The organism is Gordonia rhizosphera NBRC 16068, from assembly GCF_000298195.1.
In the GTDB taxonomy this organism is placed as follows: domain Bacteria; phylum Actinomycetota; class Actinomycetes; order Mycobacteriales; family Mycobacteriaceae; genus Gordonia; species Gordonia rhizosphera.
Genome location: NZ_BAHC01000038.1, coordinates 1 through 22,650, shown reverse-complemented (window position 1 = coordinate 22,650; position 22,650 = coordinate 1). Strand labels below are relative to the sequence as shown.

At 67.7% G+C, this 22,650-nt stretch carries 19 protein-coding genes; 10 read left to right on the top strand and 9 right to left on the bottom strand.

What is annotated here, in order from left to right:
* Positions 1-20 precede the first annotated feature (20 nt).
* Both GORHZ_RS03380 and GORHZ_RS03375 read left to right on the top strand, forming a co-directional pair.
* Positions 21-1,340, top strand: a complete 1,320-nt coding sequence (locus tag GORHZ_RS03380; protein WP_006330413.1) for a PucR family transcriptional regulator — start codon at positions 21-23, stop codon at positions 1,338-1,340.
* A 161-nt stretch (positions 1,341-1,501) separates the two neighbouring features.
* The gene (locus tag GORHZ_RS03375) at positions 1,502-3,013 is read left to right on the top strand and encodes a long-chain-fatty-acid--CoA ligase (RefSeq protein WP_006330412.1); all 1,512 of its coding nucleotides are present in this window, start codon (positions 1,502-1,504) and stop codon (positions 3,011-3,013) included.
* A 134-nt stretch (positions 3,014-3,147) separates the two neighbouring features.
* Here GORHZ_RS03375 and GORHZ_RS03370 read toward each other — a convergent pair whose 3' ends face one another.
* The 6 genes from GORHZ_RS03370 to GORHZ_RS03345 form a co-directional block, all read right to left on the bottom strand.
* Positions 3,148-3,912, bottom strand: coding sequence for an esterase/lipase family protein (locus tag GORHZ_RS03370; protein WP_006330411.1), 765 nt, complete (start codon positions 3,910-3,912; stop codon positions 3,148-3,150).
* Positions 3,896-5,374 carry a WS/DGAT/MGAT family O-acyltransferase gene (locus tag GORHZ_RS03365; protein WP_006330410.1) on the bottom strand — a complete coding sequence of 493 codons (1,479 nt, stop codon included), beginning with the start codon at positions 5,372-5,374 and terminating at the stop codon, positions 3,896-3,898. Before GORHZ_RS03365 ends, GORHZ_RS03370 begins: the two co-directional genes overlap by 17 nt.
* Positions 5,371-6,849, bottom strand: a complete 1,479-nt coding sequence (locus GORHZ_RS03360; RefSeq protein ID WP_006330409.1) for a WS/DGAT/MGAT family O-acyltransferase — start codon at positions 6,847-6,849, stop codon at positions 5,371-5,373. Before GORHZ_RS03360 ends, GORHZ_RS03365 begins: the two co-directional genes overlap by 4 nt.
* A 194-nt stretch (positions 6,850-7,043) precedes the next feature.
* Positions 7,044-7,796, bottom strand: a complete 753-nt coding sequence (locus GORHZ_RS03355) for an ABC transporter permease (RefSeq protein ID WP_006330408.1) — start codon at positions 7,794-7,796, stop codon at positions 7,044-7,046.
* Complete coding sequence (locus GORHZ_RS03350; RefSeq protein WP_006330407.1) at positions 7,793-8,509, bottom strand: ABC transporter ATP-binding protein; 717 nt, start codon at positions 8,507-8,509, stop codon at positions 7,793-7,795. The genes GORHZ_RS03355 and GORHZ_RS03350 overlap by 4 nt, the downstream gene beginning before the upstream one ends.
* On the bottom strand, positions 8,506-9,063 hold the full coding sequence (locus GORHZ_RS03345; RefSeq protein ID WP_006330406.1) for a TetR/AcrR family transcriptional regulator: 558 nt from the start codon (positions 9,061-9,063) through the stop codon (positions 8,506-8,508). Before GORHZ_RS03345 ends, GORHZ_RS03350 begins: the two co-directional genes overlap by 4 nt.
* 139 nt (positions 9,064-9,202) lie before the next feature.
* On the opposite strand from GORHZ_RS03345, the gene GORHZ_RS03340 reads away from it, so the two are divergent.
* Together GORHZ_RS03340 and ppk2 are read left to right on the top strand one after the other, a co-directional pair.
* On the top strand, positions 9,203-11,980 hold the full coding sequence (locus GORHZ_RS03340; protein ID WP_051998739.1) for a cation-translocating P-type ATPase: 2,778 nt from the start codon (positions 9,203-9,205) through the stop codon (positions 11,978-11,980).
* Between the two features lie 37 nt (positions 11,981-12,017).
* The gene (ppk2, locus tag GORHZ_RS03335) at positions 12,018-12,875 is read left to right on the top strand and encodes a polyphosphate kinase 2 (RefSeq protein WP_006330404.1); all 858 of its coding nucleotides are present in this window, start codon (positions 12,018-12,020) and stop codon (positions 12,873-12,875) included.
* Positions 12,876-12,927: 52 nt separating this feature from the next.
* On the opposite strand, the gene GORHZ_RS03330 is transcribed toward ppk2, so the two are convergent.
* On the bottom strand, positions 12,928-13,836 hold the full coding sequence (locus GORHZ_RS03330; RefSeq protein ID WP_006330403.1) for a LysR family transcriptional regulator: 909 nt from the start codon (positions 13,834-13,836) through the stop codon (positions 12,928-12,930).
* Positions 13,837-13,954: 118 nt separating this feature from the next.
* Between GORHZ_RS03330 and GORHZ_RS03325 the strand changes: the two genes are divergently transcribed.
* From GORHZ_RS03325 to GORHZ_RS03315, 3 genes are all read left to right on the top strand, one after another.
* A complete protein-coding gene (locus GORHZ_RS03325) occupies positions 13,955-15,346 on the top strand; it encodes an MFS transporter (RefSeq protein ID WP_006330402.1) in 1,392 nt (463 codons plus the stop codon).
* Positions 15,343-16,098, top strand: coding sequence for a 3-hydroxybutyrate dehydrogenase (locus tag GORHZ_RS03320; RefSeq protein WP_006330401.1), 756 nt, complete (start codon positions 15,343-15,345; stop codon positions 16,096-16,098). The genes GORHZ_RS03325 and GORHZ_RS03320 overlap by 4 nt, the downstream gene beginning before the upstream one ends.
* Before the next feature lie 104 nt (positions 16,099-16,202).
* Positions 16,203-16,748 (top strand): Uma2 family endonuclease, encoded by a 546-nt coding sequence (locus tag GORHZ_RS03315; protein ID WP_006330400.1) that lies wholly within the window; start codon positions 16,203-16,205, stop codon positions 16,746-16,748.
* 90 nt (positions 16,749-16,838) lie between these two features.
* Here GORHZ_RS03315 and GORHZ_RS03310 read toward each other — a convergent pair whose 3' ends face one another.
* Both GORHZ_RS03310 and GORHZ_RS03305 read right to left on the bottom strand, forming a co-directional pair.
* Positions 16,839-17,804: an alpha/beta fold hydrolase gene (locus GORHZ_RS03310; protein WP_006330399.1), complete on the bottom strand. Its 966-nt coding sequence runs from the start codon at positions 17,802-17,804 to the stop codon at positions 16,839-16,841.
* Positions 17,805-17,925: 121 nt separating this feature from the next.
* Positions 17,926-20,733 (bottom strand): ATP-binding protein, encoded by a 2,808-nt coding sequence (locus tag GORHZ_RS03305; RefSeq protein WP_006330398.1) that lies wholly within the window; start codon positions 20,731-20,733, stop codon positions 17,926-17,928.
* A 537-nt stretch (positions 20,734-21,270) separates the two neighbouring features.
* On the opposite strand from GORHZ_RS03305, the gene GORHZ_RS03295 reads away from it, so the two are divergent.
* The 3 genes from GORHZ_RS03295 to GORHZ_RS29850 all read left to right on the top strand — a co-directional run.
* Positions 21,271-21,645: a rhodanese-like domain-containing protein gene (locus tag GORHZ_RS03295; protein ID WP_006330397.1), complete on the top strand. Its 375-nt coding sequence runs from the start codon at positions 21,271-21,273 to the stop codon at positions 21,643-21,645.
* 156 nt (positions 21,646-21,801) lie between these two features.
* A complete protein-coding gene (locus GORHZ_RS03290) occupies positions 21,802-22,410 on the top strand; it encodes an NUDIX hydrolase (RefSeq protein WP_006330396.1) in 609 nt (202 codons plus the stop codon).
* Between the two features lie 112 nt (positions 22,411-22,522).
* Positions 22,523-22,650: YceI family protein (locus GORHZ_RS29850; protein WP_006330395.1), on the top strand; the 128-nt coding region annotated here is incomplete at its 3' end.

Here is a 22,650-nt window from a genome sequence, read left to right as displayed (position 1 = left end):
TGGGGTGGCGGGTGTGCCCGATGTCTCAATTCTTCGTGCCCGGCCACTCCGTCACCATGGGCGGCCGCAAAGACGCCGAGACCGGGATCTTGTGCCGCGGCACAAAGGGGATGTGGCGCAGCTCATGTTCGGTGGATACGATGTCCGATGTGTCCATCTCCACCGGCAGCTCCCGCGCAGCTGCACTCGCCGCCGACGTGCTCGACGATCTTCCCGCGCTGACCGAGACCCTCGTGGAACGGTTGGAGGCCGCCGAGCGGACTTATCTCGACGCTCAACTTCTCACCGTCGGGCAACTGCGCACCGCCTGCACCGAGAACCTGAGTTCGATCCTCACGGTCCTCGCCGGACGCGGCCGCGTCCGCTCCGACGTCGCGCGCGCGACCGGGCGGCTCAAGGCCGAGCAGGCGATACCCCTTCCAGCAGTGCTCCGCGCCTACCGGCTCGGTGGGCAACTGATCTGGGAACAGATGTTGCGCCGGGCACAGGGTGTGCCGGCGGATGAACTGCTCGACGTTCCCGCCCATCTCTGGGAGGCGATCGACACCTATTCCGATGCCGCCGTCGAGGGCTACCGCGAGGCCGAGATCTTGCGCACCCACGCCGATGCCGAGGCCCGAGCTCTCTTGGTGCGGACGGTGTTCGACGACCACTCGGACAACCCCACCGCGATCATCGACGCCATGCGCGCCCTCGGTCTCCCCGAACGCGCGTGTTTCGTAGTCGTCTGCGCCGAGGATGCCGAGCCGCGCCCGGCCACCGCGACCGACACCGCGACCCGGCTGAAGAACAAAGGCATCACTTCGGTTTGGGACACACAACCCGACGGCTATCTCGGGTTGATCTGTGGCCGGTCCGATGCCGACGTCGACCTCGCCCTCGGTGAGCTGGGTTCGGTGTTCGACCGGCGCGTCGGTGTGAGCCGGGCGTTTGCGGTGCCCGCCGAGATCGCGAGCGCGCTCGACGAGGCACGCCTTGCGCGACGTTGTGCACCTGCCGGCGTCACGACCGTCATTCGATACGAAAGCCTTTCGCTCGCACTGCTACTCGTCCGCATCCCGGGCGCTGCCCGGGAGGTCGCGGGACGTACGCTGGGCGCGCTGCTGGAGTTGCCCGACGAGGAACGCGACGAGATGATGGCGACGCTCGAGGCGTGGTTCGAGTGCGACGGGTCCACTGCCGCGACCGCGGAGCGGTTGCACTATCACCGCAACACGGTGCTCTACCGCTTGCGGAAGATCGGTGATCTGACCGGCCGCTCGGTCGACAAGCCGATCGATGCCGCCGAACTCTACGTGGCGCTGCGGGCGATCCGATTGCTCGGTCATCCTCGCAACTGACAAGACCTCGCGAAATCCCCACGAAGACACAGGTCGTCGTCGACGGCTGTGCACGGGCACAAGCGCAGCGGAACTCTGTTGTACCCGCGACCATCGACTCCGGATGTGATTGACGCGACACTTGTGTCATCCACTGAAATCGAGGCCGGGAGACTGAGCAGATGACCAACCTTTCCATGAATCTCGTTGCCACGGCGCGCGATCACGGCGACACCGTGGCGTTGCGGTGTGGCGACGACGTGTTGACCTACGCCGAGTTCGATGCTGCCGCAGCGCGAGTGGCGACGCTGCTCGAACGGGAAGGGATCGAACCGGGCGACCGGGTCGGGATCATGCTGGGCAACACGCCCGCATTTGCGTTGGCATTCTATGGAATCCTGCGTCGCGGCGCGATCGCGGTGCCGATGAATCCGCTGCTGAAGGCCCGGGAGGTCGAGTTCTACCTGACCAACACCGGGGCGTCCGCGCTGTTCGCGACACCGATGTTCGCCGACGAGGCGCGCCCGGCGGCCGAGGCGGCGGGTAGCCGGTTGTGGCTGGTCGACGACGCGGGTCTCGCCGAGTTGATCGCCGACCTGCCGGCTCAGCCGAGCCCGGTCGAGCGTGGCGAGACCGACACCGCGGTGATCCTGCACACCTCGGGCACCACCGGCAAGCCCAAGGGTGCCGAACTGACCCACGGTGGCCTCGCACGAAACGGCGAGATCACCGCGCGGACGTTGTTGGGCATTGAGTTCGGTGATGTCGTGATGGGGTGCCTGCCACTGTTCCACGTGTTCGGACTGACCTGCGGGATGAACACCTCCGTGCTGGTCGGTGCGACCCTCACACTGATCCCGCGTTTCGATCCGCGCACCGCGGTACAGGTGATCGAGCGGGACAAGGTCACCGTGTTCCTGGGCGTCCCGACGATGTATGCGGCGATGCTGAGCGTGGCGCAGGAGTTCGGTCCGTCGGCCACCGCGACCCTGCGTACCTGTGCATCGGGTGGCGCGTCGCTGCCGGTCCAGGTGCTCAACGACTTCGAGAAGACCTTCGGCTGCATGATTCTCGAGGGCTACGGACTGTCGGAGACCTCCCCGGTCGCCTCCTTCAACCATCCCGACCGCGAGCGCAAGCCCGGGTCGATCGGCACCCCGATCGAGGGCGTGCGCATGCGCGTCGTCGACGCCGACGGCAACGAGATCGCCACCGGTGAGCCCGGTGAGATCCAGATCGCCGGCCACAACATCATGAAGGGTTATTGGAACCTTCCGGACGCCACCGCCGCGGCGATCGACGACGAGGGGTGGTTCTCCTCCGGCGACATCGGGAAGAAGGACTCCGACGGCTACTACTTCATCGTCGACCGCAAGAAGGACCTGATCATCCGCGGTGGGTACAACGTCTACCCCCGCGAGGTCGAGGAGGTGCTCTACGAGCATCCTGCCGTCGCCGAGGCCGCTGTCGTGGGCATCCCGCACGACTCCCTCGGTGAGGAGATCGGCGCCGCGGTCTCATTGAAGCCCGGCACCTTCGCCGATCCGGCCGAGCTCATCGACTTCGTCAAGGATCGGGTCGCGGCCTACAAGTACCCGCGTCACATCTGGATCCTGGCCGAGCTGCCCAAGGGTGCCACCGGCAAGATCCTGCGTCGCGAGATCACCGTTCCCGAGGTCGAAAGCATCCGATGATCTGAGGTCGGTGGAGCGCTGCACTGTCCACCGACGACGACACCATCACCGTCCACCCCGCCCTGTGCGGCGGGGTGGACGGTGACGTCTATGGGTCGGATCAGCCCATGGGTCGGATCAGCCCATGGGTCGGATCAGAGGGTTGCGAGCCTGCCCTCGACCAGTCGGATCACCGAACGGTTGACCGCCATGCCGTTGTGGGTGCTGCACACCTCGAACGTCTGGGCCGACGGATCGAGACAGGCGTGCCACCGCACGATCCCATCGGTCCGCGAGTAGATCGACGTGAACGACGTACCCGCGGGCATCGGCTCGGCCAGCGCGGCCGCGGTCGACTCGGCGCACGAGCCGCGAAGGCAGCCCACGTTCAGCGCCGTCGGGCGGTCGTTTTGGTTGCGTCGGGCAATCTCCTCGGCGACCCGCAGCACGTGGGTGCTCGCCGCGAACTGTGTGGTCAGCGGGCTGCCCAGCGTGACGATCCCGCGCACCAGGTCGGGGCGGCGCGTGGCGAGGAGGCGGGCCAGGGTGCCGCCGCGACTATGGCCGACGATCGAGATCGGCCCCGCTTCACCCGCAACGTCCTCGACCCGACGCTCGAGCATGTCCACCGTCGCCGATGTGCATCCAATGTTGCTGCGGATCCCCGACTTATAAGTGCGGTGACCGGCCTGGCGCAGTCGTCGGCTCATGCTCCGCAATGACCAGTCCCCGGCGAGGAATCCCGGAATCAGCAGCACGGGGGTTCGCGAGCTCACGGGTGGCTGCGGAACCCCACGCCCGACGGTGCGCACCGCGCCGGTGAGCGCCAGCACCTCGTGAGCCGTGCGATGCCCCTCGGGTTTCCAGGTGGTGTGGGACACAGCCGGAGCGTGCCCGCCGTGTTCAGGATGTTGAGACATCGAACTCCTTTGCAAGTGCTACCAATTCGGCCTGTAGTTCCGGTACGAGCTGCCAGACGTCGGGCATCAGTTCGCGGTCGGCCGTGAATCCGAAGTCGAGCCGATCCTGGTAACTGAGCAGCGTCAGGCTGAGGCCGACACCGTCGAGCAGGACGTTGACCGGGTGCTGGGACACCACCGCCGCACCCGCGAGGTAGAGCGGCACGGGCGAGCCGGGGATGTTGGAGATGGTCACGTTGAACGGCGGACTGATCCAGCCCGCCGCGGTGGTCGCCGAGATCACTCGCGCCGTTCGCATGAACAGTGCCGGCGGGACCGTATGGTTGGCGTCCCGCAACAGTTTGGCCGGGATGGCTTGGTGACGATCCTTGGCCGAGCGCATCACCGCGTGGGCACGCATGACTCGTTCGCGGACGTCGGGTTCGTCGGTCGGGATCGCGACGATCATCGAGGAGATCTGGTTCCCGTACTCCTCCTCCTTCGTGCGCACCGAGACCGGGACCATCGCCACCAGCGGGGTGTTGACGTCGTCGCCGCGGGCGATCATCCGCCGGCGCAGCGTTCCGGCGCACAGGGCCACCACGACGTCGTTGAGGGTGGCGCCCGGCACCTGCGCCTTGATCGCCTTGATGGTCTCCAGCGAAAGCGTGCCGAAAGCGAAGCGACGATGCGACGAGATTCTGCCACCGAAGGAGACCTTCGGTGTGTCCGCGCGCGGGCGCTCGAGGGTCCGGCCGTCCTTGTTGCGGGTGGCGACGCGCGCGGCGCGGTCGGCCGCACCGGAGATCAGGTTCGCCGCCGGAAGGCTCCGCATGGTCGGCAGCTGATCGAGATAACGCAGCGTCGCGGGCAGCGCACGCACCATCCGGACCGGTTGGAGCGGTAACGAGGCGACGCCGCGCAGGAACAACTCCGTGTCGGTCGGGTGCTTACCCGCCGCGTGGACCGGTGTCGGATGCGCCGGCTTCTCCGGCGCCGGCTGGGGAGTGGGATCGAGTAGCACACCAAGCATCTCCATGCCCGAGACCCCGTCGATCGCACTGTGGTGAACCTTGGTCAGCATCGCGACATGCCCGCCGGCGAGGCCGTGGATCACATGCAGTTCCCACAGCGGCCGGGCCCGATCGAGCGGCCGGGAAGCGATCTGGCCGACCGCCTCCCCGAGCTGGACGTCCGTGCCGGGTTCCGGCAGCGCCGTCTCCCAGATATGGGAGTCCAGATCGAAGTTGTCGTCGTCGACGAAGACCGGGTAGTCCAGCCCGAACGGAACCTCACCGAGCCGCCAGCGGAACGGCGGCATCAGGTCGATTCGTTCGCTGATCAGTTCACGGATGCGTGCGGCGTCGAGCTTGCTGCCGTCGGCGGTCGTGCCTTCGAGGATGGTCAGCTGACACACGTGTGCATGGGTGCGGCCGTCCTCCATGGCCAGGAACTGCGCATCGACGCTGCTCAGGCGCCTCATTGGATCACTCCTTCGGAGGATGTCGCGGATTGTGCCTCGTTGAGTAGTTTCAATTCGTCGGGGAACGCGGCCGCGAGGCCATGCAGGTTCTCCACGAGCGTGCTGTCCCCGACCAGACCGATCTCGAGCCGGTCGGTGTAGCTGAAGACCGTGACGTTCAGACCGAGGCTGTCGCTGATCGTCGACACCGGATAGTGCTCCAGCACCGCGTGACCCGCGCAATACAGCCGTGAACGTGAACCGGGCACGTTGGAGACGACGAGGTTGGCGGCCGGAGCCAGCGCCTCGCTGGATGCGAACGTGGTGACCAGACCCATCGCCCGGCCGAACAGGATCGGCGGGACGAGGTCGTTGGCGTCGCGCATCAGCGACGCGGGCACGGCGTGCATGGTCTCTTTCGCCTCGCGCAGCCCTTCCCGACAGCGACGAAGACGCACAATCGGATTCGGCTCGTCGGTGGGTAGTTCCGCAACCATCGACGAGACCTTGTTACCGAAGGTGCCGAACTCCTTCTTGGTGCGCACCGAGATGGGGATCATGCCCACCAGGGGCTTGTCGGGCAGCTCGCCGAGATCGAGGAGCCAGCGACGCAGTGCGCCGGTGCAGAGGGCGACCACGACGTCGTTCACCGTCGTGTGGAAGTGTTCCTTGAGTGCCTTGACCTCGTCGAGCGGCAGGCTGACGAGCGCGAGCTGGCGGTGGGGACTGATCCTGCCGTTGATGCGCAGACGCGGAGCGGTCACCGACGGCGCGGTGAGCGCGCTGCCGTCGCCCTGGTACAGCTGGGTGGCGCCGCGGACGGTCCGCCCGATGCGCCCGATACCGGGGATCGATCGCAACACCGCGACGTGGTCGAGGTTGGTCATGGTGCGCTGGGCTGCACCGATGGAGTTGAGCTGCTGGCCCGGGATCGCGGCGAGGCCTCGGGCGAGCATGCTCAGTTGCCCGGGTTCCTTCTCGGGACGGTAGCGGGGTGCCGGCGCGATGTCACGCCCGTCGGGGGAGCCGTCGAGCAGGATGTTCATCACCTCGGCACCGGACATACCGTCGACCGCGGCGTGGTGCAGCTTGGTGAGCACCGCCACCCGGTCGTCTTGCAGGCCGTGGATCAGATAGACCTCCCACAGGGGGTGGGATCGATCCATCGGGTGCTCGGCAAGGCGCGCGACCTGTGTCTCGAGTGCGGCGAGATCCCCGGGGGCGACGAGCGCGAGTTCGCGGACGTGGAAGTCGAGGTCGACTTCGCCGTCGATCCAATACGGGTGGCCCACCCCGAACGGCACCGTCGCGAGCCGCCATCGCAACGGCGCAAGCAGGTGCAGGCGTTCGCCGATGAGGTCTTGTAGATGCTTGCGGGTCAGCGTCTTCCCGTCCGGGCCGTACTTGTCGAGGATGGCCAGGCTCGAAACGTTGGTCACGGTCCTGCCGTCCTCGGCGGCGAGGAAGAAGGTGTCGAGGCTGGTAAGCGGGCGCATCGGTGAGTTCACTTTCGAGACCTACGGCGTGGTCGGCGGGTTGATGTGATCTACCTCACCATGTTTCGGATCGTTTCCCGCATTGCCTTGACATCAGAGGACGATTTGTTGATCTGGGAGGACGAATTGGCCGCCGTAGGGCCTCTGTTGCGGCCTCTGTACGCAGTGGGGGTGGACGTGGCGCGCGCGGGCGCTCAGCGGTTGAGCTGGAGCGTGCGCCAGGCATGCAGCGTCACGCCGACCACGAGGATCAGCAGTGGAGCCAGCAGCGCGAGCTGCAACCCGGAGACATCGTCGCCTTCCGACAGCGCCCACAGCGCGGGGGCGGCGACGGTGAACCAGCCGCCGGCCCCGCCGATCGTCGCGACTTGCGCGGCGATCACCAGTCCGATCGCGCCGACGACGCCGATCAGGACCGACCGGCCGACTGTCGCCACCCACGCCACGGGCAGCGCGACGAGGGCGGTCATCACGCCGAGCGCGAACTGGCGTGCCAAACCGCCCGCGGTGTCGGTCGGGGGCAGGCCCAGTCCCAGCGCCAGACCGCCGACGATGAGGGCACCGACGATCAGCGCGCTGACGAGAACCGCCCAGGCGAGGTAGACGATCAGCTTCGCCGCGGCGATCTGTGCGCGCGACACCGGAAGCCCGAACAGCCCGGTGATGGTGCCATCGACGAACTCCCGGCCGAACATCCAGCCGAGCACCACACCGAATCCGAGCAGTCCGCCGGCGCCGGTGATCTGTGCCGCTCCCGAGAGCAAGCCGTCCCAACTACGTTCACCCGCCTCGCCCAATTTGTCGAGCATGCGCGGGTCACCGCTCTGTGCCGCGAGCGGCATGACGGCGGCCAGCAGCGCTATGCCGATGCCGAGCAGGGCGGTGCCCGTCCGGCCCACCGTCGCGTGGCGGAACTTGGTCGTCTCCGTGGAGATCGCTTCGATCATCGGTGTTGTCCCTCGTCGTCTGCCAGGACCGCTTCGAAGAAGACGCGCTCGAGCTCGCTGACACCCGGGTCGAGGCGGCCGATCAGCCGGCCCGCGTTGAGTACCTCGATCCGGTCGGCGATCCGTGCGACCTCGTCGAGGTGATGACTGCTCACCAGCACGGCGGCCCCGTCGGACGCGCTGCGACGCAAGGCGTCCCGCAGCAGGATCACCCCGGCCGGATCGAGCGAGTTGGTGGGCTCGTCGAGGATGACCAGATTCGGGTCGTGTTGCAGGGCCGCGGTCAGGCCAAGCCGCTGGCGGTTGCCGAGCGAGAGTCGTCGCGCGCGTTTGTCGGCGTAGTGCGACAGGTTGAACGCGGTGATGGCCTTGTCGACGACATCGGCCCGCGCCCAATGCAACCGCGCCGACAATGCCAGGTTCTGCCGGGCGGTCAGCTCGCCATAGGTCAGCGGGTACTCAACGAGGTGTCCGACCGACGCCCAGGTCGACCGTGGTACCCGATCGATCGGTACGCCGTCGAACTCCACGCTGCCCGATGTCGGTGCCAGCATGCCCAGCAGGACCCGCATCAGCGTCGTCTTGCCCGCGCCGTTGAGCCCGACCAGCGCGACGATCTCGCCGGGCGCGAGTTCCATGGTGACGTCGCGGATTCCGGCGCCGTCGCCGAACTGCCGGGTCACATCGCGCAGCGCGACTCGGGGCGTGGTCATCTGCTTCCCTCCAGTACATCGAGGGCCTGCTCGATGGCTTCGGAGAGCGGGGCGTCATCCCGTCGGGACCAGGCCATGAGGGCGGCGTTGAGGGCGGCGATCGCTGCGGCCGCGGCGATCTCGGCGTCGTCGGGATCTGTTCCGCGGATACGCAAGGCGCCACAGATGGCGAGCTCGCTGGCCGCGGCGCTGCGGGTCATCGCCGAACGCAGGCGATCCGACGACGCGATCACCCGCAATCGATCCCGGATGGCACCGGTTTCGGTGGTCGGCACCGACGACCAGACCTCGCGGATACCGGCGGCGATCGCAGCCAGCGCGGGGAGATCGTGGTGTTGGTGGATGATCGCGTCGGCGATGACCGGATCGAACGGATCGTCGAGCACGACGCTGTCCTTGGTGGGGAAGTTCCGGTAGAAGGTCATCTCCGTGACCCCGGCCGCGCTCGCGATCTGGGCGACGCTGGTGTTGTCGAACCCCTCGACGGAGAACAGATCCAGTGCCACGCGGATCAGTCGCTCGCGTGTGCGTTGCGCCTTGCCGGCCTTGGTCATAACAGAATGTTAGACTCTAACATTTTCTTCGGCAAGGGCCTTGCGCAACGATCTGGTACGGATACCTGCGGCTCATGGTGCGAAGCGATAATGTCGGGCCTCGGAGCCGTCGAAAGCGAGATCGCCCGTGGATCACCCCATGGATCAAGCAGCACCCGCGCCGGTCCACGTGCGTCCGGGCGCTGCGACCGAGCCGGCCTGGTACGGCCTCGATCCCACGGCCGTCGTCTCCGCCTTCGGGACCGACGCGGTCGCGGGACTCACCGCGCGGGAGGCGGATGCCCGCCGAGAACGGTTCGGCGCCAACGAGATCGTCTCGGAGCCAGCCCCGTCCGCAGCGATGATCGCCCTCGCGCAACTCAAGGATCCGATGAACCTCATGCTGGTCGCGGTGGCGGTGATCAGCGTGGTCATCGGCGAGATCCCGACCGCCGTCATCGTCGCCGCCCTGGTGCTGGTGAACATCGTGCTCGGCACCCAGCAGGAGTTGAAGGCGCGCGCGAGCGTGGACGCGCTGGCGAAGATGCAGACGCCGCAGGCTCGGGTGACGCGCGACGGAGTGCTCGTCTCGCTGGCGGCAACAGATCTGGTGCCGGGAGACATCGTCGACGTGGAGGCCGGTGACATCGTGCCCGCCGATGGCCGGCTGCTGCGGTCGGCGACACTGGAGACGCAGGAGGCGTCGCTGACGGGGGAGAGCGCGCCGGTTGCCAAGGACCCGGCGACGATCACCGACGCCGAGGTCGGCCTGGGTGATCGAACCGACATGCTCTTCCAGAACACGTCGATCACCCGCGGGACGGCGACGCTGGTGGTCACCGAGACGGGGATGGCGACCCAGATGGGGCGCATCGCGTCGATGCTGTCCGCGGTGACGCCCAAGAAGTCGCCACTGCAGCGTGAACTCGATACGTTGACGAGGGTGCTCAGCATCATCGCGTGGGCTGCGGTGGCCGTCATCGTCGTGATCGGTGTCGTCCGTGGCGAGCCACTGAGTGTGGTTCTTCTGCTGGGCATCTCGATGGGTGTGGCGGCCATCCCGACCGGCCTGCCGACATTCGTGCAGGCGATGCTGGCCAGCGGCGCGCGACGGCTCGCCGACGCCAAGGCGGTGGTGAAGAACCTCAGCGACGTCGAGACGCTCGGCGCCACCAGCGCGATCAACTCGGACAAGACCGGCACCCTGACCATGAATGCGATGACGGTGCGGACGCTGTACTTCCGCGGCCGGTGGTACTCGGTGGAGGGCGAGGGCTACGCCAAGACCGGTGCGATCACCCACGCCGCGGGTGCCGACGTCCCGGACTTCACGATGCTCGCCTACGGGCTGTGTCTCGACAGCGACGCCACCGTGTCGGATGCCGGTGAGGTGGTCGGTGACCCGACCGAGGCGGCGCTGGTTGTCCTCGCGGCGAAGATCGGGGTCGACGCGGCCCTCACCCGCCGGACCTACCCGCGGGTGGCCGAGGTGCCGTTCGACTCCGCGTACAAGTTCATGGCGACGTTCCATCACCTCCCGGTGAATGGCACCCCGCACTTCGTCGAACTCGTCAAGGGTGGTCCCGACGTCCTGCTCGCCCGGTGCTCGCAGGCCATCATGCCCGACGGCTCGTTGGTCGACATCACCTCCGTGCGCGGCCACATCGATGCGGCGAACCGCGAGCTCTCCGAGAAGGGCCTGCGGGTGCTGGCCTTCGCCGCCCGGATCCTCGACGGACGCGAGGACGAGGTCGTCGCCGACCCGATGGGCTTCGTGAACGAACTGGCCTTCGTCGGCATGGTCGGCATCATCGATCCGCTGCGACCGGAGGCGATCGAGGCGGTCGCGACCGCGCACGCCGCCGGTATCGAGGTCCGGATGATCACCGGCGACCACGCGATCACCGCGTCGGCGATCGGCGCGGAACTGGGATTGGGGCCGGGCGCGATGAGCGGCGCCCAACTCGCCGCGATGAGCGATGCGGAACTCACCGCCGCGCTGCCGCACACCCACGTGTTCGGGCGGGTGACCCCGCAGGACAAGCTGCGTCTGGCCGAGCTGATGCAGACACGCGGCGACGTCGTCGCGATGACCGGGGACGCGGTCAATGATGCCGCGGCCCTGAAGAAGGCCGACATCGGTGTCGCGATGGGGTCGGGAAGTGAGGTGACCAAGCAGGCCGGCAAGCTCATCCTCACCGACGATAACTTCGGCACGCTGGTCACCGCCATCCGCCTCGGCCGCGGCATCTACGACAAGATCGTCACCTACATCCGGTTCCAGATGGCGAAGCTGTTCTCGCTCGTGCTGCTGTTCCTGACGGCGAGCCTGTTCAACATCAACGACGGGGTGGCATTGTCGCCGTTGATGGTGCTGTTCCAGAACTTCTTCGTCACCATCTTCCCGGTGATCGTGTTCATGTCCGACCCGGTGCCCGACGACCTGATGAACCGGCCGCCGCGGGACCCGAAGGTGCCGCTGGCCAACCGCCCGGCGATGATCCAGTGGTTGGGGTACGGAATCCTGCAGTTCGCGGTCGCGCTGGCCGCGCTGCTGACGGCGCCCGGACCGATGAGCTCTGACGAAGCCAACGTTCCGATGACGATGTCGTTCGTCGTGCTGTCGCTGGGCTCGATCCTGGCGGGGCTGGTCATGCGTCGCGACCCCGAGTCGGGTCTGAGCGCGCCGATACTCGGTGCGGTGAAGATCCTGGTGATTCCGGTGATCGTCACCGTGTTCGCGGTCGAGCTCGCGTTTCTGCAGGAGTTGCTCATGACCACCTCGCTGACCGGTTGGCAATGGCTCGCCTGCATCGGGTGGTCGGTCATCGTCCCGGTCGTCATCGAGGCCGAGAAGCTGGTCCGCAGGCGTCGAAGGGTCGTCGCGCCGACGACGCTGCCGGCTTTCACCGCACTCAATCCGGCGCGGGCGCGCTGACAAAGACCGGACATCCATCGTCGACGAGGAGGTTCATGTGGGAAAGAAGTCGAAGAAGAAGGCCAAGCACGACCAGCGGCTGCCGGCCCCGCCGAGGTATGGAGTGGCCGAGGAGGCGGAGCGGCCACGGATGAAGAACAAGGAGTACCTGCCATACCTCAAGGAACTCCACGCCGAACTGGTCGCCATGCAGGAGTGGGTGCGTTCGACCGGTGCGAAGATCTGCATCGTGTTCGAGGGGCGCGACACCGCGGGAAAGGGCGGGGTGATCAAGGCCATCACCGAACGGGTCAGCCCGCGTATCTTCCGGGTGGTGGCGCTGCCCGCGCCGACCGAACGCGAGAAGTCGCAGATGTACGTCCAGCGGTATGTGCCGCACTTCCCGGCGGCCGGCGAGGTTGTCATCTTCGACCGCAGTTGGTACAACCGCGCCGGGGTGGAACGGGTGATGGGCTTCTGCACCGAGGAACAGTCCCGGCAGTTCCTCGACGACGTGCCCGGGTTCGAGCGCGCGATGGTCGCCTCGGGGATCATCTTGCTCAAGTACTGGCTCGAGGTCAGCCCCGACCAGCAGACGCTGCGCCTGCAGAGTCGCATCGACGACCCGCGCAAGTACTGGAAACTCTCGCCGATGGACCTGAAGTCCTACACGAAGTGGGACGACTACTCCCGCGCCCGAGACGAGATGTTCCGTTACTCCGACACCGGGTGGGCACCCTGGTACGTCGCGAACAACGACGACAAGAAGCGTGGCCGGCTCAACCTCATCCGGCATCTGCTCGACCACGTGCCCTACACGCCGCTGGAGAAGCCGGACATCGAACTTCCCGAACGCGAATCGCACGACTACCAGAGTCCGAACCTGCCGCTGAACCGCATCCCGGTCGTGTACTGACGCCTCGGGTGACAAAGCCGACGTCGCCGCGAGGGTGCCGCGGACCCGATCGTCAGGTTCTCGTCGTTCCCAGGAGTTCCGGGCGGCGGTGGTCCACCTCCGCGCGGATCGCGGCGACGAACGCGGCCACCTCCGGCCGCCGCAGGGACTCGGTGCGGGTCACCAGCCAGTAGCTCAGTTGCGCTCCCACCGTGGGCAGGACACGGACGAGGTCGTCGTGCCGGTCGGCCATGAAGCAGGGGAGCAGTCCGATGCCGGCGTGTGATCGGGTCGCCTCCACGTGGACGAACACGTTGGTCGAGGTCACCGACTCCGCCATCTGTGGCACCAGCGTGCGCGCCAGGTCCAGGTCGTCGACCTGCAGCATGGCGTCGACGAAGTAGACGAGGGGGTGTGCGGTCAGATCCTCTGCGCTCGCCGGCGTCGCGTTTTCCTCGAGATACCGGCGCGAGGCGTACAGGCCGAGCCGGTAGTCGGCCAGCCGCACGGCCTCGGCGCGGTGAACGTGCGGCTCACCGACGACGATCTCGACGTCGAGTCCGGTGCGGTTCTGCGACGCGAGTCGGGTGGCCGTCACGATCTCGACGTTGATCCCGGGATGCCGTCGACGCACCGACACCACGGCCGGCGCCGCCAGATAGGCGGAGAAGCCGTCGGTCGCCGACATCCGGACCACCCCGCTGAGTGTCGGGGATCCACCGACATCGCTCGTGAGTCGCCGCAGGGCCGCTTCGACCTGTTCGCCCGCGACGAAGGCCTGTCGGCCGAGGTCGGTGAGTTCCCACCCGGCCGCACCCCGGGTCAGGGCCCGCCCGCCCAGAGCCTGCTCGAGCGTGTCGATCCGGCGGGCGATCGTCGTGTGGTTCAGGCCGAGGGTCTCGGCGGCGGCGGTGAACCGACCCGTGCGACCCACCGCGAGCAACACCAGAAGGTCATCGGAGTGAAGCCGGTCAAGGAGCATTTCTGCATTTTTGCAGATACTGGTCGATGATCCGGCCATTGCGTGCGCAGTCTTGTGTATCAATACTCGCCTTCATGAGTGATTGGCGTCACACGACCATGTCAGTGAAGGAGAAATCATGTCCGAAGCAGTGAGCACGTCACCGGCGCGGATCGTCGACGACACATCGGGACTCCGCCGGATCGTCGCCGCCTCGATGGCGGGCACCATCGTCGAGTGGTACGAGTTCTTTCTGTACGGCACCGCCGCGACGCTGGTGTTCAGCAAGTTGTTCTTCCCGGCCGGCGGCAACGAACTCGATGCGATCATCGCGGCCTTCGTCACCTATGCCGTCGGCTTCGTCGCCCGCCCGCTCGGCGGGATCGTGTTCGGCCACTACGGCGACAAGTACGGGCGCAAGAAACTGCTGCAGTTCAGCCTCGTCCTCGTCGGTGCCGCCACCTTTCTGATGGGATGCCTGCCCACCTTCGGCCAGGTCGGCTACCTCGCCCCGGCGCTCCTGGTGGCGCTGCGCTTCCTGCAGGGATTCGCGGTCGGCGGTGAGTGGGGCGGCGCGGTCCTGCTGGTGGCCGAGCACAGCCCGAACCGGTCCCGGGCCTTCTGGTCGTCGTGGCCGCAGGCCGGCGTCCCGATGGGCAATCTCGTCGCGACGGTGGTGCTGCTCGTCCTCACCACAACGCTGCCCGACGACGCGTTTCTGAGCTGGGGCTGGCGTGTCGCGTTCTGGCTGTCCGCGCTCATCGTGCTGATCGGCTACTACGTCCGCACCAAGGTCACCGACGCGCCGATCTTCGTGGCGGCGCAGCAGGAGGCCGAGCAGATCAAGACGTCGTCGTTCAGCGCCGTCGAGGTGTTCCAGCGCTACCCGCGCGGCGTGTTCACGGCGATGGGGCTGCGGTTCGCCGAAAACATCATGTACTACCTGGTTGTCACCTTCTCGATCACGTATCTGAAGGTGGTCGTGCAGGCCGACACCGCCGACATCCTGTGGTGGATGCTGGCCGCACACGCCGTGCACTTCCTCGTCATCCCGCTGGTCGGTCGGCTCGCCGATCGCATCGGACGTCGCCCCGTCTACATGATCGGCGCGGTCGCCGCGGGTACCTGGGGCTTCTTCGCCTTCCCGCTGATGCACACCGGTCACCACGGGGTGATCATGTTCGCGATCATCATCGGCCTCGTCTTCCACGCGTTCATGTATGCGCCCCAGCCGGCGATCATGGCCGAGATGTTCCCCACCCGGATGCGGTACTCCGGTGTGTCGCTGGGCTATCAGGTGACGTCGATCGTCGCCGGCTCGCTCGCGCCGATCATCGCCGCATCCCTGCTCAGTCGCTTCGACTCCTCGGTGCCGATCGCGCTCTACCTGGCCGCGGCGTCCGTGGTGACCATCGTCGCGGTGCTCGCCGCGCGGGAAACCCGGGGTATCGCCCTGGAATCGATCGACGCGGCGGACGCCGCCGCGCACCTCGTGGCCGCGCCCCGTCGCACCGACGAGGTGCCGGCATGAGTGGCACCGACACACTGGCGGGCCGCCGCGCGCTCGTCACCGGCGCGGCCGGCGGGATCGGCGCGGCGTGCGCCCGCGCCCTCGCCGAGGTCGGTGCACATGTGATCGTCGCCGACCTCGACGACGTGGGCGCCAAACAGGTCGCGGCCGAGATCGGCGGGGAGGCCTGGCACGTCGATCTGTGCGAGACCGGGGAACTGGAGTCGATCCAGCTCGACGTGGACATCCTCGTCAACAACGCCGGTATCCAGTCGGTGGCACCTATCGAGGACATGGCACCCGAGACCTTCCGGCGGATGCAGCGTCTCATGGTCGAGGCACCATTCCTGCTCATCCGCGCGGCCATCCCGCACATGTACGCGCGTGGGTTCGGTCGGATCGTCAACGTCTCGTCGGTGCACGGGCTGCGGGCGTCGGCCTACAAGTCGGCCTATGTGACCGCGAAGCACGCACTGGAGGGGTTGTCGAAGACGGCGGCGCTGGAGGGCGCCGCCCACGGGGTGACGAGCAACTGCGTCAACCCGGGCTACGTGCAGACGGAGCTGGTGACCAACCAGATCGCCGACCAGGCCCGCGTGCACGGTCTGTCCGAGAGCGAGGTGGTCGAGAAGATCATGCTCACCGAGAGCGCCGTCAAGCGACTGGTCCGGCCGGGCGAGGTCGCCTCCCTGGTGACGTGGCTGGCCTCCGACGACGCCGCGATGGTGACGGGGGCGTCCTACCCGATGGACGGTGGCTGGACCACGCGCTGACCGCACACCTGTCGCTCCTCGTGCCGACTCGACCGGGACGGGGAGCGATCGGTGCCTGTGGACAGAAGGATCGCACAGCCACCGATCGCCCATAGGATGGCCGTATGAGCGCTGCGCACGCCCATCCCCAGCTGCTTTCGCTGGCTGACTGGCGCGCGTTGCCGGAGGACACCACCGCCCGCACGGAACTCCAGGAGGGCGTGCGCATCGTGTCGCCCCGGCCCACCAAGGCACATGCGCAGGTCGTCAGTCGACTGCTCGTGCAACTCGCCGCCCAACTGCCCGACGGTGCCGAGGCGCTCACCGATGTCGAGGTGGTCGTCACTCCTACCACTCCCGCGACGGTTCGGGTCCCCGACGTGATCCTCTGCCCGGTCAGCCCCGACGACGCGGTCCGTGCCACCGATGTCTTCCTTGCTGTGGAGGTCATCTCCCCGGGTTCCCGTCGCACCGACCAGGTCACCAAACGCAGCGAGTATGCCGACGCGGGTCTCGGCCAATACTGGATCGTCGATCCAGTCGACAAGACACTGACGGCGCTCGAACTGACGCCGGAGGGTTACGACGGTCGAGCGTATGACGGCGAGTACACGACAGTGCGTCCCTTCACGGCGACCATCGACGTGCCAGGTCTCTTCCCGGCGACCTGATCGGCCGCCCTCTCGCTCTCCGCGACGTGATGCGTCGGCTGAACCGCATCCGAATCGCGTACCGACAATCGGCGAAGTGTTCCTGTTCATTCACGGTGAGCCCGGACCGCCGTGTTCGCCCAGGAATCGCGTCACGAGCTGACCCACCAGTTCGGCGTGGTGGAACCACGGAGCGTGACCGCTGGGCACGAGATGCAGCTCCGCGTCCGGAAGGAACGTCGCTGCGCGGTGTGCCACCTCCGATGAACCGAACGGATCGTTCTCGCCCCAGATCAGCTGCACGGGATGGTCGACCTGCCTCAGTTGTGGTCCGGTCAGCGAGATCTCGGTGCGCACTCGGCCCAGGCGCATGACCGCACGCATCAACCCGAGAAAGCTGTCGGCGTAGGCGGGAAGGCGCTCGCAGGCGACCAGGACATCCCTGATCTCGCCGAGTCCGGACACGTCCTCGTGGACCGCCGCGAACACCCGGTCGGCCTGCTGCGCCGACGGTGGTTGCAGCCTCAGCATCGTGCGTCCGATCCCAGGGATGGACATCAGCCGCATGGGTGCCGGCGCCGTGGTGCCCAGAACATGTGCCGGGCACCCCGCCATGACCTGCGCGACCACGGAACCGGGGCGATCCAGCGACAACCAGGTGGACCACAGGGAGCCCTGCGACTGGGTCACGAACGGGGCGCGTCGGCAGCCGATGCCGTCGAGGAGCTGCGCCAGGAACTCGACGACCAGCGGACGCAGCGGCTGTTTGGGATAGTCCACGGGATCGGTCAGACCGAAGCCCGGCAGATCGACGGCGTAGAGCGTGTGTCCCGGTAGCTGCGGCATCAAAGGAGCCCAGAAGGCGGCGGGGATAAGACCGCCGATGACCATGATCAGCGGTGGCCCGTCGCCGGTGACCAACACATGAGCCCGTCCGCCGATCGCCGGCACGTCGAGGAAGCGGGACTCCGCCCGCACACCGAAGCGTTCGAGCAGCCGGTGCTGCGCTTGGAGGAACTCGTCGACCGCGGCCCGGTCGGCGACGCGGCCGGTGTGATGGGTTTGTGAACTGGTCATGCCTCGACGGTATGAGCCATCCCGACGCCCGCTCATCGGACGGATCACCCATTCGTGTGCCGGTCCGCCTGGGGCGTTTCCCGTACCTGTCGGTGGGCGGCTCGGGAACGCGGAGGGCCTGTCAGACGTGGGCTTCGACGCGTTGCGCATCTCGAGGCTGCCCCGCCGCAGCGAAACGCGCGGCGGCATCCGCGAAGTACCGACGCGCCCCTACGGCATCCCCTTTCGCGGCGGAAACCCATCCGTCGACCTCCGCCCGCGCCGCATACCACCCGGGCAACCGCATGACGACATCGGCCAGGTAGGCGACCGAACGCTGGTAGCGCACCGCCCGGTCGAGGTCGCCGGCCCGCGCCGTGGCGATCGCGGCGGGGACCGCGAGAGTGATCCGGCACCCCGGACAGGTCTCCAGCGGGCCCTGCACGGCCGCCTCGGCCTCGGCCACCGCGCCGAGCGCATCCGAGTTGCTGTCGGCGGCGGAGATACGGGTCCCGTAGATGCGATCGAACAGGTGGAAACCGACCTCGGATTCGCGAGCAATCGACAACGACTCGTCCAAGATCTCCATCGCGGAGCGGACCCGGCCGCGTCCCAACTCCACCTCTGATCGCCGCTGGAGTGCGAACGCCTCGCCGAGCGCGGCCCCGATCGCGCGGTGCATCCGGGCGCTGCGGTCGAGATCCACCGTGGCCGAGTCGAGGTCTCCGGACAACAATTCCGCCTCCCCGCGCAGGGTCGCGGCAAAGGCCTCTCCACGCGCGGCACCGAGCCGATGTGCCTGTGCGCTGAGGGAATCGGCGAACGCGATCACCTCGGGATAGGGGCGTGCGCCGTAGAGTAGCCGCTCGTTGATGCATACCTGACCGTCGAACACGCTGATCGCCAGGTCCGGGAGGGTCGCCGTGGTGACGAGATCGGCCTCGATACTGCCTTGCAGATCGCCAAGGGCATGCGCGGCGGCGGCCTTGGCCCAGGAGGCCTGCACCACTGCGACCGGATCGCCGGAGCGGAGAGCCAGACGATGGCATTCGGTCGCCTTTTCGCTGCCGCGCACCGGATCGCCGAATCCGATCGCCGCCGCACCCGCCAACGTGAGTGCTTCATTCAACCGACCCTCGACGGTGATCGGCCGCGCCCGCGCCAGCGTCAGCAGTGCACCCGCCGGATCGCCGTGTTTGAGCTCGGCCAGCGCCTGCTTGGCGCGGATCTCGTGTGCACCCGGCTCGCCGACGGCGCGTGCCGCGGCCGCGAAGGCCGTCGGCGCCCGGGTATCTCCTCGCGCATCGAGGGCCTCGGCGCGCAGGCGCAGTGCGTCGGCATCGTCGGGTAGGTGTGCGAGCAGCAGGTCGAGTTCGGCGATGGCGTCGGCGAACGCGCCGAGCCGAATCGCGTGGAGCGCAGCGGCGCGCAGCCAGTCCACGGCCTCGGCCGGGCGTTCACCTGCGAGCCAGTGCCGAGCGATCAGATGAGGCTCTCCGCCGATCTCGGCGAGTCGGCGCGCGGCGTCTCGGTGCACCGCGATCCGCTGGTGCGGTGGAACCGTTTCGATCAACGCCTGCCGCACCAGTTCGTGCCGGAACACGTAGTGGTCCTCGAATACGACGAGCACACCGGCTCCGAGAGCCGCGTCGAGCAACGCGTATGCGTCTTCCTCCGAGGTGCCGGTCATCGCGACGACGTCGGACGGACTCAATCGGCCACCGGCGAGCGCGAGTCGCCGGAGCAGGGTCATGGACGTGTCGTCGAGCTCCGCGCAGCGGGCGTCCACGGCTGCTCGGAGGCTGGGCGGGAGCGGCCCCGGCGACGGGGCTCGCGCGAGTTCCACTGCGAACAGGGGGTTGCCCTGGGCCAGTTCGATGATTCGGTCGACGGTCTGCGGTTCGAGCGGTGTCGGTGCCGATGCCGCAACCAGTGCCAGGATCTCCTCGCGGTCCAGCGGAGTCAGCGTGAACTGGTCGACCGCCGTCCGGTGTGTGATCGGATCGTTCGGATCCTGCATGGGTCGACGGGCGAGCACCACGAGCAACGGCGGACCGTCGGAGCGCACCAGGTGGGGGATCGCGTCGATGGTTGTGCTGTCGGCGTCCTGTGCATCGTCGATGCACAGGACGACCGGGGGGTGGTCGGCGAAGACCCGCCCCAGTGCGCCGATCACCTGATGCCTGGTCAGCGGCTGCTCGAGCGGATCGGCCGGCGCGGCGAGTGGGGTGAGTTCGGCGAGCACCGAGCGGGTCCGATCGTCGACCCTGTCGAGAAGAGCGCGGTCGGCCAGGATCGCCTGCTCGACAGCGGCGACCAGCGAGGCGTACGGACCCCCGGACGCCGGCGGGCTCACACACAGCGTCCGCCATCCCTCGAGCGTCGCGATCGCGCCGATCCGTCGCAACAGCGCCGTCTTGCCGATACCGGCCTCGCCGCAGATCACGATGAGGCCCGGTGAACGTGCCCGGAGAGCGGTCCGCACCCGGGCAACCTCGACGTCACGGCCGACGAAATCCGGTTCCGCCGGTGTCATGCCCGCGACGCAGCGCTCGTAGAGTTCGTGCGTGGCGCGATCGGGGCGCACGCCCAGCTCTCGACCGAGCACGGTGCGCGCCCGCCCGTACCAGCGGATCGCGGCGTGCCGGTTCCCGACCTCGATCGCCCGGCGCATCAGAGCGCGATAGGCGGGCTCGTCGGTCGGATCCACCTCCAGCAGACGTTCCCACTGCTCGCTGAGCCGCAGCAGCTCCACGTATCGCCTGCCGAGTCGTCGTCGCGGGTCCGCGGTCCAATCCTCGTACAGCGAGAGCGGCAGTAATTCGCCCGGGTACTCGTCGGCCGCGGCCGCCGCTGCGGCGGGGTCTCCGTCGCGCAATGCAGACGTGGCCGCCCTCTCGAATCGCTCCGCATCGGTCTCGACGTCGGCGTCCGGAACAGCTCCACCCATCCGGCGCGGAGCACGACGCCGTCCGCACGGCGCAGTGTGCGACGCGCGTGGTGGGCGGCCTTGCGAAGATTTGCGGCACCGGCGTCGGCGTCGAGGTGTGGCCACAACGCGTCGATCGCCCTCTCGCGGAGCATCCGGTGACCGTCCGAGATCGCGAGCAACTGCACGAGTTCGGCGGCACGACGGTTGGGCCAGTCGGCCTCGGTCACTTCCGTACGGCCGACCCGCACCCGGAATCGACCGAGCAGCTCAAGCCGTATCCGTACGCCGACGGTCGATCCGTCGTTCATCGCTCAGCCCACCCGGCCATGAATATCTGCTCCTGCCGCGGGGCACTCACCCGCGTCCGGCGCGACCGGGCGCCCTGCCGCCATTGTCCTCCGGCATCGCGGCGCATGCACGGGTCGTCCGCGCTGCGGTGACGATCTCGCCGGAGGGTTACCGGATCGTTCCCGGCTACGGCGCGACGGTCGAGGAACGGTTCGGGAACGGTGGCGCCGCACAATCGACCCTGTCCACGAAGCAAGGAGGTACGTCATGAACAGCGTGATGGGAATGGTCACCCGGGCCAAGGCCGAGATCGAGAATCTCAGCCCGCAGGAGGTCGCCGACGAGCTACGGCGTGGGGACGTGCTGCTGGTCGATCTACGTGAGCCGGCGGAGGTCGCGGGCGGATATCTGTCAGGTGCGACATTCGCTCCGCGCGGGATGCTCGAGTTCCACGCCGATTCCGCGACGCCCTACCACCTGGACGGATTCCGCGAGGATCGCCGTGTGATCCTCTACTGCGGGTCCGGGGCGCGGTCGGCCCTGGCCGCACGATCACTGCAGCAGCTCGGCTATCGCGACGTCGCACACCTCGACGGCGGCTACAAGGCCTGGATCGCTGCGGGACGGCCGGTGCAGACGTAGGGGGCGACCGTCGGAAGGTACTGCCTGTCGCCGCCGGCCACCTCGAGGTGACGGGCATGTCGGCGGCTGCACGCCGCACATCGCTGACGCCCGTCACCACCGCGGCCTCCAGATGGATGCGGTGACCTCGGCGGCCGGACGTGATCAACTGAGAGTGTGATCGCACTAGACCGGGCAGAGGTTCAGCGACGTCTCGATGGTTTCGACCGCCGCGCGTCCGACGGGCACGACTCCGGTGTCAGGCCGGCGGCGGTGGCGCTCACCATCGCCGAACGCGACGGGCATCAGGGCATCTGGCTGATGAGGCGCCCCGCGACGATGCGTCGCCATGCCGCTCAATACGCGTTGCCCGGCGGCCGGCTCGACCCGGGTGAGGATCATTCCACCGCCGCATTGCGTGAACTCCACGAGGAGATCGCGATCGACCTCCCCGCCGATTCGGTGCTGGGACTGCTCGACGACTACCCGACCCGGTCCGGTTTCGTGATCACCCCGGTCGTGTGCTGGGTCGACGGTGACCAGACTCCGACGCCCAATCCCGACGAGGTCGCGAAGTTGTTCTTCGTCACATTTTCCGAGCTGATGGTGGAACCGCGATTCCTCACGATCCCACAATCGACGCGCCCCGTGATCCAGCTCCCGATCGTGAATGCGCTGGTCCACGCCCCGACGGCCGCTGTCATCTACCAGTTCGCCGAGGTCGTGCTCCGTGATCGGCCGACCCGGGTGGACGGCTACGAACAACCCGTCTTCGCCTGGTCCTGAAAAAATCTCCCCTCCGAGGAATGGAATCGGACCACGGTCCGTTTAGAGTGGTGATGGGTCGCAAGGGCCCACCGATCCGTACGACCCACACCTCTCTCACAGGAGCAGATATATGACCACCGCCGTTTCCGCCCCCATCGCCGTCGGCACCTGGAACATCGACCCGGTTCACTCGACCGTCGGGTTCTCCGTCAAGCACCTCATGGTCTCCAAGGTGCGTGGCAAGTTCGAGACCTTCAG

Coding starts and splice junctions, on each gene's coding strand:
- GORHZ_RS03350 (WP_006330407.1), bottom strand. CDS start 8,509: ATGACCACGCCCCGAGTCGCGCTGCGCGATGTGACCCGGCAGTTCGGC.
- GORHZ_RS03370 (WP_006330411.1), bottom strand. CDS start 3,912: ATGTCTCAACATCCTGAACACGGCGGGCACGCTCCGGCTGTGTCCCAC.
- GORHZ_RS03340 (WP_051998739.1), top strand. CDS start 9,203: ATGGATCAAGCAGCACCCGCGCCGGTCCACGTGCGTCCGGGCGCTGCG.
- GORHZ_RS03295 (WP_006330397.1), top strand. CDS start 21,271: ATGAACAGCGTGATGGGAATGGTCACCCGGGCCAAGGCCGAGATCGAG.
- GORHZ_RS03380 (WP_006330413.1), top strand. CDS start 21: ATGTCTCAATTCTTCGTGCCCGGCCACTCCGTCACCATGGGCGGCCGC.
- GORHZ_RS03325 (WP_006330402.1), top strand. CDS start 13,955: ATGTCCGAAGCAGTGAGCACGTCACCGGCGCGGATCGTCGACGACACA.
- GORHZ_RS03360 (WP_006330409.1), bottom strand. CDS start 6,849: ATGCGCCCGCTTACCAGCCTCGACACCTTCTTCCTCGCCGCCGAGGAC.
- GORHZ_RS03315 (WP_006330400.1), top strand. CDS start 16,203: ATGAGCGCTGCGCACGCCCATCCCCAGCTGCTTTCGCTGGCTGACTGG.
- GORHZ_RS03330 (WP_006330403.1), bottom strand. CDS start 13,836: ATGCTCCTTGACCGGCTTCACTCCGATGACCTTCTGGTGTTGCTCGCG.
- GORHZ_RS03345 (WP_006330406.1), bottom strand. CDS start 9,063: ATGACCAAGGCCGGCAAGGCGCAACGCACACGCGAGCGACTGATCCGC.
- GORHZ_RS03355 (WP_006330408.1), bottom strand. CDS start 7,796: ATGATCGAAGCGATCTCCACGGAGACGACCAAGTTCCGCCACGCGACG.
- GORHZ_RS03310 (WP_006330399.1), bottom strand. CDS start 17,804: ATGACCAGTTCACAAACCCATCACACCGGCCGCGTCGCCGACCGGGCC.
- GORHZ_RS03320 (WP_006330401.1), top strand. CDS start 15,343: ATGAGTGGCACCGACACACTGGCGGGCCGCCGCGCGCTCGTCACCGGC.
- GORHZ_RS03305 (WP_006330398.1), bottom strand. CDS start 20,733: ATGGGTGGAGCTGTTCCGGACGCCGACGTCGAGACCGATGCGGAGCGA.
- GORHZ_RS03375 (WP_006330412.1), top strand. CDS start 1,502: ATGACCAACCTTTCCATGAATCTCGTTGCCACGGCGCGCGATCACGGC.
- GORHZ_RS03365 (WP_006330410.1), bottom strand. CDS start 5,374: ATGAGGCGCCTGAGCAGCGTCGATGCGCAGTTCCTGGCCATGGAGGAC.